The following is a 13,607-nucleotide window of genomic DNA, read 5'->3' as shown; positions in this document are numbered from 1 at the left end:
CATAACCTGCACGCCATTTTGTTTGTCTGCCGAGCCTCAACATGACTGCCACCTCTGTGCCACAGGCGCAGCGTTTTTCCCGCTCCGACTACAAAACCCTGGGCCTGGCCGCCCTGGGTGGCGCCTTGGAAATCTACGACTTCATTATCTTCGTGTTCTTTGCGCTGACCCTCAGCCAACTGTTCTTCCCGCCGGAAATGCCCGAGTGGCTGCGCCTGCTGCAAAGCTTCGGCATCTTCGTCACCGGTTACCTGGCGCGCCCGTTGGGCGGCATCCTGATGGCGCACTTCGCCGATCACCTGGGGCGCAAGCGTGTGTTCAGCCTGAGCATCCTGATGATGGCGTTGCCGTGCCTGCTGATCGGGATCATGCCCACCTACGCACAGATCGGCTACTTCGCACCGCTGATCCTGCTGGTGCTGCGCGTGCTGCAAGGTGCGGCGGTGGGCGGTGAAGTACCCAGCGCCTGGACCTTCGTCGCCGAACACGCACCGCGCAACCATCGTGGCTATGCCCTGGGCTTCCTGCAAGCCGGCCTGACCTTCGGCTACCTGCTCGGCGCCCTCACCGCCACGCTGCTGGCGCAGGTCTTCACCCCGGCCGAAATCCTCGACTACGCCTGGCGCTTCCCCTTCCTGCTCGGCGGTGTGTTCGGCGTGATCGGCGTGTGGCTGCGGCGCTGGCTCAGCGAAACCCCGGTCTTCCTCGAAATGCAGGCCCGCCGCCAGGCCGCTGCCGAGCTGCCGCTGCGCACCGTACTGCGTGACCATCGCGCCGTACTGTTGCCGGCGATGATCCTCACCTGCGTGCTCACCTCCGCCGTAGTGGTATTGGTGGTCATCACCCCGACCATGATGCAGAAAACCTTCGGCATGAGCCCCAGCCACACCTTTGCCTTGAGCGCCCTGGGCATCGTCTTCCTGAATATCGGCTGCGTCCTCGCCGGCCTGCTGGTGGACCGTATCGGTGCCTGGCGCGCGGTGCTGGTCTACAGCCTGCTGCTGCCGGTGGGTATTTTCCTGCTGTACGCAAGCCTGATCAGCGGCGGCATCTGGCTTGGCGCGGCGTACGCGCTGGCGGGCTTGAGTTGCGGGGTGGTGGGTGCGGTGCCGTCGGTGATGGTCGGCCTGTTTCCGGCGCAGGTGCGGGTGTCGGGCATTTCCTTCACCTACAACATCGCTTACGCACTGTGGGCAAGTACCACGCCGCTGATGCTGATCGCGCTGATGCCGACCAGCCCGTGGATTTGCGTGGGGTATTGCGTGGTGATGGGCGCGGTTGGGGTGGGGTGTGTGACGCTGTTTGGCAAGCGCCACACCTTGGCGGCCTGAAGATCAGGTCAAGAAGTGCCACAGCACCAGCGTACCGACCAACCCGACCACCGAAACAATCGTCTGCAACACCGACCACACCCAAATCGTCTGTTTCAGCTGCAAGCCAAAGTACTCGCGCACCATCCAGAACCCCGCATCGTTGACGTGGCAGAAGAACACCGAGCCGGCGCCGATCGCCAGTGCCACCAGTGAGCTTTGTGTCGCCGCCAACCCGGCCATCATCGGTGCGAGGATGCCGGCGGTCGTGGTGGTGGCGACCGTGGCCGAGCCGGTGGCCTGGCGCAGCGCCACCGCGATCAACCAGGCCAGCAGCAGGTACGGCATGTGCGCGCCTTCGGCGACTTTGCTGATGGTCTGGCTGACGCCGGCGTCGAGCAGGGTTTGCTTGAGGCCGCCGCCGGCGCCGATGGTCAGCAGCAACACGGCGATGGGCGCGAGGGCCTTGCGCAGGGTGTTGCCGACCTCAGCGCGCGGCATCCCGGCGGCCCAGCCCAGGCAGATCACGGCGGCGATCACCGCCAGGCCCAGGGCGATCAGCGGTTCGCCGAGGAATTTCAGGGTCAGGCCCACGCTGCTTTCCGCTGGCAGCGCGACTTTGGCCAGGGTGCTGCCGAGCATCAGAATCACCGGCAACAGAATGATCAGCAATGACACGCCAAAGCTCGGCTGGCGCGGGGCCTTGGGCGGGGCGCTGAACAGCGCGCCGATGTCGGCCGGCTCATCCACATGCAGGCGTTTGGACAGCCAGTTGCCATAGAGCGGCCCGGCGAGGATCACCGCCGGCACCGCCAGGCAAAAGCCCAGCAACATGGTCAGGCCCAGGTCGGCGTGCAACGCGCCCACCGCAATCAGCGGCCCCGGGTGCGGTGGCATCAAGGCGTGCAAGGTGGTCATGCCCGCCAGCGCCGGGATGGCGATTTTCAACAGCGGCTGGTTCGAACGTTTGGCCATCACAAAGATGATTGGCACCATCATCACCAGGCCTACTTCGAAGAACAGCGGCAGGCCGATCACCATCGCCACCAGCGCCATCACCCATGGCAACGACTTGCCCTTGCCCAGCCCGAGCAGGGTGGTGGCGATGCGGTCGGCCGCGCCGGATTCCGCCATCAGCGCACCCAGCATCGAGCCCAGGGCAATGATGATCCCGGCCTCACCGAGGATCGCCCCGGCGCCCTTGCTGAAGGCCTTGGCCACCTCTTCCGCTGGCAGCCCGGCGCCGACCCCGGCGATAAAGGTGCCGATCAGGATCGACAGGAACGGCGGCAACTTGGTCGCGCTGATCAGCACGATGATGCTGGCGATGGCCAGCAGTACGCAGAGCATGAGACGGGTGTCGTGAACCATCCACGCGGCAGTCGATAACGCCAAGGCGGGACTCCTTATCGAACAGGTTGGGAAAATTGTTTCTTTTTATTTCCTGCCCCAAAAGCATACCTGATAACGCCCGCCGTAGAGCCATTGCTGTCGGATTTGTAATCTTTGCTCCACCGCTCTGATAAGTCGCGAACGCTACATTCTCCCGGCTTTTACTTTATGGGCGTGGAACTCTCGTTATGGCAATTTCCGTTAGAAAGCTGGTGGGGGCGACGCTGTTGTGGGGCGCCGCCAGCATTGCCCAGGCACAAACCCTCACCCTCGACGCGGCCCTGCAAACCGCCTTCGCCAACAACCCCGACCTGGCGGCCGCGCAATGGGACATCGAGATCGCCGCGGGCGGTCGCCAGCAGGCCGGGCTGATCCCCAATCCGGTGGCGTCCTGGGATGCCGAAGACACTCGTCGCGATACGCGCACCACCACCCTCAAGCTCAGCCAAACCCTGGAACTGGGCGGCAAGCGCGGTGCCCGCATTGACGTGGCGACGCGTGCCCAGGACGCCGCCGCACTGGCCTTGGAACAGCGCCGCAATACGTTGCGCGCCGAGGTGATCGAGGGCTATTACGGCGCCCTGCGCGCCCAGGAACGTCTCGACCTGGCCCAGCGTTCCCTGGCCTTGGCCGAGCGCGGGCTGGTGGTCGCCAACGGCCGCGTGACTGCCGGCAAATCCTCACCGGTGGAAGCCACGCGTGCCCAGGTGCAGTTGTCGGAGATTCGCCTCGAACTCAACCGCGCACACATGGGCCTCACCGACGCCTATCGTCGCCTGGCCGCCAGTACCGGCAGCGCGGCGACCGACTTCCAGGCCGTCGCCACGCCAAGCCACTCCACACCGCCGTTGCCGTCCGCCACGCACCTGTTGGCGCGCCTTGAACAGACCGCCGAACTGCGCCTGGCCGAACTGCAGATTGTGCAGAACGAAGCCAGCGTGGGCCTGGAAAAAGCCCAGCGTATTCCCGACCTGGATGTGTCCATTGGCAGCCAGTACGACGCCAGTGTGCGCGAGCGGGTGAACCTGGTCGGCGTGTCGATGCCGATTCCGTTGTTCAACCGCAACCAGGGCAACGTGCTCGCCGCCACGCGCCGTGCCGATCAGGCCCGCGACCTGCGCAACGCTGCCGAATTGCGCCTGCGTACCGAAACGCGCCAGGCCCTGGACCTGTGGCAAACCGCGAACAGCGAAGTGCGCGCATTCAACCAGCAGATTCTGCCCGCCGCCCAACGCGCGGTGGACAGCGCCACCCGCGGCTTCGAGATGGGCAAGTTCAACTTCCTCGACGTGCTCGACGCCCAGCGCACCCTGATCGCGGCGCGCACCCAATACCTTGCGGCCACCGCCCAGGCCACCGATGCCTGGCTGCGCATCGAACGGATTTACGGCGACCTCGCCCGGTTTTGATTTTTTCTGGAGTGCCTTATGAATAAACGACACGGCGTGGCGCTTGCCGTCGCCTTGGGCCTGATGCTGTCCGGCGTGGCCAACGCCGAGGAAGAAGAAGGCACCCTCGAGCTGACTGAACAACAAATCCAGGCCGCCGGCATCGAGCTCGCCGAGGCCCGACCCCGGTCGATCAGCACATTGCTGACGCTGCCAGGGGAGGTGCGTTTCGACGAAGACCGTACCTCGCATATCGTCCCCCGCGCGGCCGGTGTGGTGGAGTCGGTGAAGGTCAATCTTGGCCAGGCGGTGAAGAAGGGCGAGCTGCTCGCGGTGATCGCCAGCCAGCAGATTTCCGACCAGCGCAGTGAGCTGGCGGCCAGCGAGCGTCGGGTTGAACTGGCGCGTATCACCTTCCAGCGTGAACGCCAGTTGTGGCAGGACAAAATCTCCGCCGAGCAGGATTACCTGCTGGCGCGCCAAACCCTGCAAGAAGCCGAAATCGCGCTGAACAATGCCCGCCAAAAAATGACCGCGCTCAGCGGCAACACGGTATTGGCCGGCGGCAATCGTTACGAACTGCGTGCGCCGTTCGCGGGCGTGGTGGTGGAAAAGCACCTCGGTGTCGGCGAGGTGGTGAGCGAGACCAGTAACGCCTTCACGCTGTCTGACCTGTCCCAGGTGTGGGTCACCTTCGGCGTATTTCCCAAGGATTTGAACAAGGTCCGGCTCGGCAAACCGGTGAAGGTCAGCTCCACGGAAATGGGCACCGACGTGCTGGGCACCGTGGCCTATGTCGGCAATTTGCTCGGCGAGCAAACGCGCACCGCCACCGTACGTGTGACGGTGCCCAACCCCGACGACGCCTGGCGCCCTGGACTGTTCGTCACCGTGCAACTGGCCACCGACACTTACCAGGCCAAGGTCACCGTGCCGCAAACGGCGATCCAGACCGTCGAGGAAAAACCCTCGGTCTTCGTACGCACCCCAGACGGTTTTATCACCCGCCATCTTGAGCTTGGCGCCAGTGAAAACGGCTACGTCGAAGTGCGCCAGGGCCTGGAGGCCGGAGCCCAGGTGGCCACCACCGGCAGCTTCATCCTCAAGTCCGAATTGGGCAAGGGCTCGGCCGAGCACGCCCATTGATCCTGCGAGTGATTTCCCATGTTTGAGCGCCTTATCCAATTCGCCATCGAGCAGCGCATCATCGTGCTGCTGGCGGTGCTGTTGATGGCCGGTGTCGGCATTGCCAGCTATCAGAAACTGCCCATCGACGCGGTGCCCGACATCACCAATGTGCAGGTGCAGATCAACTCGGCGGCGGCCGGTTTTTCGCCGCTGGAGACCGAGCAGCGCATTACCTTTCCCATCGAAACCGCGATGGCCGGCTTGCCGGGCCTGCAGCAGACCCGTTCGCTGTCACGCTCCGGCTTGTCCCAGGTGACGGTGATCTTCAAGGACGGCACCGACCTGTTCTTCGCCCGCCAGTTGGTCAACGAGCGCCTGCAGGTGGCCCGCGAGCAATTGCCTGTGGGGATTGAAACGGCGATGGGGCCGATTTCCACCGGCCTCGGGGAGATTTTCCTGTGGACCGTGGAGGCTGAAGAGGGCGCCCGCAAGGACGACGGCACGCCCTACACGCCGACCGACCTGCGGGTGATCCAGGACTGGATCATCAAGCCGCAACTGCGCAACGTGCCCGGTGTGGCCGAGATCAACACCATCGGCGGCTTCGCCAAGGAATACCAGATCGCCCCCGACCCCAAGCGCCTGGCGGCCTACAACCTGACCTTGAACGATCTGGTCACGGCACTGGAGCGCAACAACGCCAACGTCGGCGCCGGGTACATCGAGCGCAGCGGCGAGCAATTGTTGATCCGCGCGCCGGGGCAGGTGGCGTCCATCGACGACATCGCCAATATCGTCATCACCACGTCCGATGGCACGCCGATCCGCGTGCGCAATGTCGCCCAGGTCGAGATCGGCCGTGAACTGCGGACCGGCGCCGCCACGGAAAACGGCCGTGAAGTGGTGCTGGGCACGGTGTTTATGTTGATCGGAGAAAACAGCCGCACGGTGTCCCAGGCGGTGGCTTCCAGGCTCGAACAAATCAACCGTTCGCTGCCCGAAGGCGTGGTGGCGGTGACCGTCTACGACCGCACCAACCTTGTCGAAAAAGCCATTGCCACGGTGAAGAAAAACCTCTTCGAGGGTGCGCTGCTGGTGGTCGCGGTGCTGTTCCTGTTCCTCGGCAATATCCGCGCGGCGCTGATCACCGCGATGGTGATTCCCCTGGCGATGTTGTTCACCTTTACCGGCATGTTCACCCACAAAGTCAGCGCCAACCTGATGAGCCTCGGCGCGCTGGACTTCGGCATTATCGTCGACGGCGCGGTGGTGATCGTCGAGAACGCTATCCGCCGCCTGGCCCATGCGCAGCAGCGCCATGGCCGCCTGCTGACCCGCAGCGAGCGCCTGCACGAGGTGTTCGCGGCGGCCAAGGAAGCGCGGCGTGCACTGATCTTCGGGCAGCTGATCATCATGGTCGTTTACCTGCCTATCTTCGCCCTCACCGGTGTGGCCGGGAAGATGTTCCACCCCATGGCGTTCACCGTGGTGATCGCGCTGCTGGGGGCGATGATTTTGTCAGTGACCTTCGTACCGGCGGCGATTGCGCTGTTCGTCACCGGCAAGGTCAAGGAAGAAGAAAACCTGGTGATGCGTACCGCGCGCCGGGCCTATGGGCCGGTGTTGGATTGGGTGATGGCGCGCCGGCCACTGGTGTTCGGCCTGGCCGTGCTGACCATTGTTGCGTCGGGCGTGGTGGCCAGCCGCATGGGCAGTGAGTTTATCCCCAGCCTCAGCGAGGGCGACTTCGCCCAACAGGCCCTGCGCGTGCCCGGCACCAGCCTGACGCAATCGGTGCAGATGCAGCAGCAGCTGGAAAAAACCTTGATGGCCCAGGTGCCGGAAATCGAGCGGGTATTCGCCCGTACCGGGACGGCGGAAATCGCCTCCGACCCGATGCCGCCGAATATTTCCGACAGCTACGTGATGCTTAAACCGAAGGCGCAATGGCCGGACCCGAATAAATCCCGCGACACCCTGATCGCCGATATCCAGCGCGCCAGTGCGATTGTGCCGGGCAGTGCGTACGAGTTGTCGCAACCGATCCAGCTGCGTTTCAACGAGCTGATTTCCGGGGTGCGCAGTGATGTGGCGGTGAAGGTATTCGGCGACGACATGGCGGTGCTCAACACCACCGCCGCAGACATTGCCGAGACCCTGCAAGGCCTCGATGGCGCTTCGGAAGTGAAGGTCGAACAGACGTCCGGCCTGCCGGTGCTGACCATCAATATCGACCGTGACAAGGCCGCGCGCTTTGGCCTGAATGTCGGCGATGTGCAGGACACCATTGCCGTCGCCGTCGGTGGGCGCCAGGCCGGTACCCTGTATGAAGGTGACCGGCGTTTCGACATGGTTGTGCGCTTGTCCGACGCGCTGCGTACTGATATCGACGGCTTGTCGCGGCTGCTGATTCCGGTGCCGGCGCTGGCCGGGAATGCGGCGGGGCAGTTGGGGTTCATTGCGTTGTCCCAGGTCGCCAGCCTGGACCTGGTGCTCGGCCCGAACCAGATCAGCCGCGAGAACGGCAAGCGTCTGGTGATCGTCAGTGCCAACGTGCGCGGGCGGGATATGGGATCGTTCGTGGAAGAGGCCGAGGCGGCGATCACGGCGCAGGTGAAAGTGCCAGCGGGTTACTGGACCACCTGGGGCGGCCAGTTCGAACAGTTGAAGGAAGCCGCCGAGCGTTTGCAGATCGTGGTGCCGGTGGCGTTGCTGCTGGTGTTCGGGTTGCTGTTCATGATGTTCAACAACCTCAAGGACGGGCTGCTGGTGTTTACCGGGATTCCGTTCGCGTTGACCGGCGGGATCATGGCGCTGTGGATGCGCGATATTCCGCTGTCGATCTCGGCAGGCGTGGGCTTTATCGCCTTGTCCGGCGTGGCGGTGCTCAACGGCCTGGTGATGATTGCCTTCATCCGCAACCTGCGCGAGGAAGGACGCTCGCTGTCGGTGGCTATCCACGAGGGCGCGCTGACCCGCCTGCGCCCGGTATTGATGACCGCGCTGGTGGCCTCCCTGGGGTTTATCCCCATGGCCCTGGCCACCGGCACCGGCGCCGAAGTGCAGCGTCCGTTGGCGACGGTGGTGATCGGCGGGATCATTTCTTCTACCTTGCTGACCTTGCTGGTGCTGCCGGCGTTGTACCAGTGGGCCCATCGCAAGGAAGAGGAAACACCAGGCTGAACCGTGTAAACCGGCCTGGCTGGCTGCTGACGTCGGTGTGCCCCTGATGCAGCTGCATGATCGACTGCACAATGGCCAGCCCCAGCCCCGTGCCACCTTCGGCGCGGGTACGGCTGCTGTCGGCGCGGTAGAAGCGTTCGAACAGATGCGGCAGGTGGTGCGCTTCGATGCCACGCCCGGGGTTGCCCACCGACAACGCCACGCTCTGGTCGTAGGTCTCCACCAGCAGCAGCACGCTGGAGCCTTCGGGCGTATGGCGGATGGCATTGGACAGCAGGTTGGAAATCGCCCGCTGGATCATCAGGCGATCGCCCGTCACCCAGGCGTCGCCGCGCAGGTTGAGGGTCACGTGTTTGTCTTCGGCGCTGAGGGCGAACAGCGCCATCACCCGTTGTGCTTCTTCACCCAATGACACCGGGCCAAACCCGGCCCGCGCCGCCGGATGGCTGACCTGGGCCAGGAACAGCATGTCGGAGACGATGCGCGACAGGCGTTCCATTTCCTCGGTGCAGGATTCCAGCCCCGCCTTGTATTCCTCCGAGGGCCGTTCGCGGGACAGGGTCACCTGGGCCTTGCCCATCAGGTTGGTCAGCGGCGCACGCAGCTCGTGGGCGAGGTCGTCGGAGAACTGCGACAACTGCTGCACACCGGCGTCCAGGCGACGCAGCATTACGTTGATGCTTTGCGCCAACTCGCCCAGCTCCTGGGGCAGGTTGTCGATGGATAAACGGTGGGTCAGGTCCTGGGTCGTCACCTGGGCCGCGACATGGCTGAACTGCTTCAACGGCGCCAACCCACGCTGCACCAGCCACCAGGCGCCCATGCCGATCAGGACCAGCAGCATCGGCAGGGCGATGAGGGTGGCGCGCAGGTAGGCACTGAGCAGGGCCTGGTCATCCCTGCGGTCCAGCGACAGCAACACCCGTACGCGCTCGCCGCTGGCCAGGCGCATCAGGCTGGAGGCACTGAGTACCTGGTTGCCGTCCTGGTCTTGCCAGTTGAGGTAACCGAGGGTTTCCCGAGGGGAGAAGTCGGTCAGCAACGGTTCCTGGGGTTTGGCGCCGACACTGAGCAGCACCGCGTTATCGGGTGCGGTGCCGACGATGGTCAGGTAGAAATTGTCATGGCCCATCACCAGGTCCAGCAACGAGTGGGGGCGGGCTTTGATTGCGTGGGTGTCCAGGCCCAGCGCTAGGCTGTGCTGGAGCTGTTCCATCTTGCTTTCCAGGCCCTTGCGCGCGAGCTTTTCCAGCTCATGGGTCAAGGCCAGGTAGGCCAGGGTCGCCAACAGCACCACCAGCCCGGCGCCCATGAGGCTGACCGTCAGCCCCAGGCGCATCGACAGGCTGCTGGTCCTCATTGGCGCGCCTCCAGCACATAACCCACGCCGCGAATGGTGTGGATCAATTTGACCTCGCTCTGGTCATCGACCTTGCCGCGCAGGCGGCTGATGGAGACCTCGACCACGTTGGTGTCGCAGTCGAAGTTCATGTCCCACACCAGCGAGATGATCTGCGTGCGGGTCATTACCTCGCCGGCCTGGCGCATCAACACATGCAGCAGGGCGAATTCCTTGGTGGTCAGGTCGATGCGCCGGCTGCCACGATAGGCGCGATGGCGACGCGGGTCCAGCTCCAGGTCCGCGACGCGCAGCACATCCGGCAGCGGGATATGTTCGCTACGGCGCAGCAAGGTGCGCACACGGGCCAGCAGTTCGGGGAACTCGAAGGGTTTGACCAGGTAATCGTCGGCGCCCATGTCCAGGCCCTTGATCTTGTCGGCCAGGCGGCCGCGCGCGGTCAGCATCATCACGCGCTGGTTGCCGTCCCGGCGCAGTTGTTCCAGTACCTCCCAGCCGTCGGTGTTGGGCAGGTTCACGTCGAGGATCACCAGTTCGTAGGTGTGCTGCCGGGCCAGGTGCAGGCCGTCGATGCCGCTGGCGGCGCAATCGACGACGTAGCCACTTTCGGTCAGGCCTTGCTGCAAGTAATCGGCGGTTTTCTGCTCGTCCTCAACCACAAGGATACGCATGGGGATTTACCTTCAAGGAAAACGAAAGGAGATGGCCTCATAGAGGCTGAATGGGCTGTAGGAAAACTCTGAAGCCTAAAGTAGCTTTAGGGTCAAGCCGCGTCAGGCCGGTGCGACGATTCGTCACTGATCGGGCACGCAAAAAAAACGCCCCGGCTGGGGCGTATAAAATTCATCTCTGTTCCAAAGGAGCTACACAAAAGCCGCAGAGATGAGAGGTGTTCGATGCGCAGTATAAAAAGTGCAACTTAACGAGAAGGTGAGGCCGATATTACAGTTCTGACAGACTTCAACCTGTGAACAGATGTAGGGCATCGGCAAGTGAATGTAAGCGCGTCTTAAAGCACCGCCAGTGGGTATTCGATAATGACGCGGACTTCTTCAAGGTCGGACTCGAATGAACTTGAGCGCACGGTGGCCTGGCGCAGTCGCAGCGATAAGTCCTTCAAGTTGCCGCTTTGCACCACGTACTTGGCTTCGATATCCCGCTCCCAGCGGCGTTGGTCGGTGAGCGGATCGCCGGCGGCATCGCGGCGCATATACACCGCGTTGGCGTTGCTGTAGTCGGCGCCGGTGCCCTTGCCGTAGCGGGTCATGAACGACAGGCCGGGAATGCCGAATGGCTGCATGTCCAGGTCGTAGCGCAGCATCCACGAGCGCTCCTTGGGCGAGTTGAAGTCGCTGTACTGGATCGAGTTGTTGAGGAAGATCGAGTCCGACTGGCGCAGGTAATCGAAGTCGTCATCGCCGTTGTTGCGCTGGTGCGAAACGGCCAGGCTGTGGGCGCCCACCTTCACGCCGAGCCGGGCGCTCCAGATGCTGTTATCGAATTCACCCAGCAGCTTTTTGCCTTCGTCCACGGCCTTGTAGTAGTTGATGTCGCCGAACAGCGAAACGTCTTCGTTCAGCGGGTAACTGGCGGCGCTGCCCACGTAGTACTGGTCCCAGGCGTCCTTCAGGCGGCTGCTGTACAGGCTCAGGCTCAGGTGTTTGTTGAGTTGGTAATCACCACCGGCATAGCCGATCCAGGGCGAGTCCACGGGGCCTGCGTAAAACGTCGCAAAGCCCTTGTTCATGCCGCTTTCGTTGGGTTGGCTCATGCCGCTCAGACGCCCGCCCTGCAAGGTCAGGCCTTCCAGGCTGGTGTTCTGCAGGGTCACGCCACGGAAGCTTTCCGGCAACACCCGCGAATCGCCGTAGGCCACCACGGGGGTCAGCGGGAACACGTCGCCGGCCTTGATCACCGTGTCCAATACCCGCAGTTTCGCCGCGCCGCCGACCTTGCTGTAGTTGTCTTCAGGATGGTTGTTGCTGTCCACCGGCAGCACGCCGAACGAGCCCTTGCCGCCGCTGCGGCCGGTGCCCGAGTCGAGCTTCACGCCGACCATGGCGAAGGCGTCCAGGCCAAACCCCACGGTGCCCTGGGTAAAACCGGATTCGAATTGACCGATCAGTCCCTGGGCCCAGGCTTCGGAATAGCCATTACCGGTGGGGCTGGATTGGCCCTTGCGGTCATCGCGGTTGAAGTAAAAATTGCGCGCCAGCACGTTCACGCTGCTGCCTTCGATAAACCCTTCAGGTTTGTCTTCCGCGGCCACGGCTGCCAGGGGCAATGTGGCGATCAGTGAAAGGGGAAGGGTGTAATAACGGATCCGCATGTTTCGCTCCTCGGTGTTGGCAGTTATCAGCTTCTTATGGAGGCGGGCGTTCTTATTGATCTGGCCCGGGCTGATAGTTGCAAACCGTGGATAACGATTGGGTGGCGTGAACATTACAATTCTGGAAGCTCGTCGCCACCTAACAAATAAGTAATGTTCTGGTGAACATCGCGTCAGGGTTCGTTCGTTAGTCTCGGCACTGAACTTTCAGTCGAGGAACAGGTGATGAACTTTTCTACCGCAGGCGTGGGTGTACTAACGGCCGTCCTGTCATTCGGCGCATTGGCCGAAGGCGGGGGGGACCGGACCTTTGCCCTGATGATGGAACGCAATGAAAAAGCCATGGCCGCCTACGCCGAGAGAAACGGTAAGCCGGCGCCCCAGGTCCAGGTGTATCGCTATGGCATGGACCTGGACATTGCCAAGGTGGTCAACGTGACGCCGCCGATCCGCGCGTGCAATACCGTGCCTTCGCGCATGACCTATGAAGACTCCAGCGGCAAGCTCACCACGTTGGAGTACCAAGTCATGGGCGTGTGCCGGAATAACGGCAGTTAATGGCGTCAAAAAAAGAGTGGGGTGTAGCGCCTGAGTTCGCTTCAGAAACAGCCCATAGGGCCGATGCAGATCTGATACTTCTCTCCCATCGACCTCGGTGCCCTATGTTTAACACCCGCTTGAAGCAGGAGCTGTCCGCTCTTCGCGAAGAACTGTCCAGCTTGCAACAGGTCAGGGAGAGCCTGGAAAGCGAAATGCTCTGCCTGACGCTGGACGCAGAAGGTCGGGTTGAATGGGCCAATGCCAACTTTCTGCAGGAACTGGTCTACCAGAGTTCCACGCTGCTGGGGCGCCCCATCGAAGACCTGGTGCCCGCCCATGTGCGCCAGGACGAATTCCAGCAGCGCTTCAAGAACGCCCTGCTGCGCGGTGAGCATTTCGCCGGCGCCGTACGCCTGATGCGCGGTAACGGGCAGGAAGCCTGGTTGCGCTCGATTGTGCAGCCGGTGCGCAGTTCCGATGGGCGCATCAAGCATTTTTCGATTTACTCCAGCGACCTCACCCGCACCATCGAAGCGTCGCGCGAGCATGAAAACCTGATCACCGCGCTGGTGCGTTCCACCGCCGTGATCGAGTTTGACCTGGATGGGCACGTGCTGACCGCGAACGACCGTTTCCTCAGCGGCATGGGCTACAGCCTGGCGCAGATCCAGGGCAAGCATCACCGTATCTTCTGTGAGCCGCAGGAGTACAACAGCGCCGAGTACCAGCATTTCTGGAAACGCCTGAACGCCGGAGAATTCGTCGCAGCGCGCTTCAAGCGTGTGGACAGCCATGGCCGCGTGGTGTGGCTGGAAGCCACCTACAATCCGGTGCTGGACGCCAATGATCGTTTGTACAAAGTGGTCAAGTTCGCCACGGTGATTACCGATCAGGTCAATCGGGAGCAAGCCGTCGCCGAGGCCGCGAACATTGCCTACAGCACCTCGTTGCATACCGACGACAGCGCCCAGCGCGGT

General features: G+C 63.0%; 9 protein-coding genes and 1 pseudogene. 6 read left to right on the top strand and 4 right to left on the bottom strand.

The window, feature by feature from the left end; translation table 11 throughout:
• Window positions 1-41 precede the first annotated feature (41 nt).
• Window positions 42-1,331 (top strand): MFS transporter, encoded by a 1,290-nt coding sequence (locus FX984_RS27440; RefSeq protein WP_146478112.1) that lies wholly within the window; start codon window positions 42-44, stop codon window positions 1,329-1,331.
• Window positions 1,332-1,334: 3 nt separating this feature from the next.
• On the opposite strand, the gene FX984_RS27435 is transcribed toward FX984_RS27440, so the two are convergent.
• Window positions 1,335-2,705, bottom strand: a complete 1,371-nt coding sequence (locus FX984_RS27435) for a GntT/GntP/DsdX family permease (protein ID WP_092489073.1) — start codon at window positions 2,703-2,705, stop codon at window positions 1,335-1,337.
• Between the two features lie 185 nt (window positions 2,706-2,890).
• Here FX984_RS27435 and FX984_RS27430 point away from each other — a divergent pair, with 185 nt between their 5' ends.
• From FX984_RS27430 to FX984_RS27420, 3 genes are read left to right on the top strand one after another with little or no spacing between them, the layout of a single operon-like run.
• Window positions 2,891-4,111 carry a TolC family protein gene (locus FX984_RS27430; RefSeq protein WP_098480420.1) on the top strand — a complete coding sequence of 407 codons (1,221 nt, stop codon included), beginning with the start codon at window positions 2,891-2,893 and terminating at the stop codon, window positions 4,109-4,111.
• Window positions 4,112-4,129: 18 nt separating this feature from the next.
• Window positions 4,130-5,236 carry an efflux RND transporter periplasmic adaptor subunit gene (locus FX984_RS27425; RefSeq protein ID WP_027606945.1) on the top strand — a complete coding sequence of 369 codons (1,107 nt, stop codon included), beginning with the start codon at window positions 4,130-4,132 and terminating at the stop codon, window positions 5,234-5,236.
• Between the two features lie 18 nt (window positions 5,237-5,254).
• Entirely contained in the window at window positions 5,255-8,401 is a 3,147-nt protein-coding gene (locus tag FX984_RS27420) for a CusA/CzcA family heavy metal efflux RND transporter (RefSeq protein WP_146478114.1), read from the top strand.
• Here the strand turns inward: FX984_RS27420 and FX984_RS27415 are convergent.
• The 3 genes from FX984_RS27415 to FX984_RS27405 form a co-directional block, all read right to left on the bottom strand.
• Window positions 8,325-9,761 carry a heavy metal sensor histidine kinase gene (locus FX984_RS27415; protein WP_092359789.1) on the bottom strand — a complete coding sequence of 479 codons (1,437 nt, stop codon included), beginning with the start codon at window positions 9,759-9,761 and terminating at the stop codon, window positions 8,325-8,327. The two genes, FX984_RS27420 and FX984_RS27415, sit on opposite strands and share 77 nt — an antisense overlap.
• Window positions 9,758-10,432, bottom strand: a complete 675-nt coding sequence (locus FX984_RS27410) for a heavy metal response regulator transcription factor (RefSeq protein ID WP_027606942.1) — start codon at window positions 10,430-10,432, stop codon at window positions 9,758-9,760. The genes FX984_RS27415 and FX984_RS27410 overlap by 4 nt, the downstream gene beginning before the upstream one ends.
• 338 nt (window positions 10,433-10,770) lie before the next feature.
• A complete protein-coding gene (locus FX984_RS27405; RefSeq protein ID WP_027606941.1) occupies window positions 10,771-12,090 on the bottom strand; it encodes an OprD family porin in 1,320 nt (439 codons plus the stop codon).
• Window positions 12,091-12,315: 225 nt separating this feature from the next.
• On the opposite strand from FX984_RS27405, the gene FX984_RS27400 reads away from it, so the two are divergent.
• Window positions 12,316-12,648: a DUF2790 domain-containing protein gene (locus tag FX984_RS27400; RefSeq protein ID WP_092359791.1), complete on the top strand. Its 333-nt coding sequence runs from the start codon at window positions 12,316-12,318 to the stop codon at window positions 12,646-12,648.
• Window positions 12,648-13,529, top strand: a pseudogene (locus FX984_RS33300) (PAS domain-containing protein); the annotation flags it as partial. The gene FX984_RS27400 and the pseudogene FX984_RS33300, both read left to right, overlap by 1 nt.
• Between the last annotated feature and the right edge of the window lie 78 nt (window positions 13,530-13,607).

It is taken from the genome of Pseudomonas marginalis, assembly GCF_008692035.1.
In the GTDB taxonomy this organism is placed as follows: Bacteria; Pseudomonadota; Gammaproteobacteria; order Pseudomonadales; family Pseudomonadaceae; genus Aquipseudomonas; species Aquipseudomonas marginalis.
The sequence above is the reverse complement of the archived record's forward strand: the minus strand, read 5'-3'. Positions and strand labels throughout refer to the sequence as shown.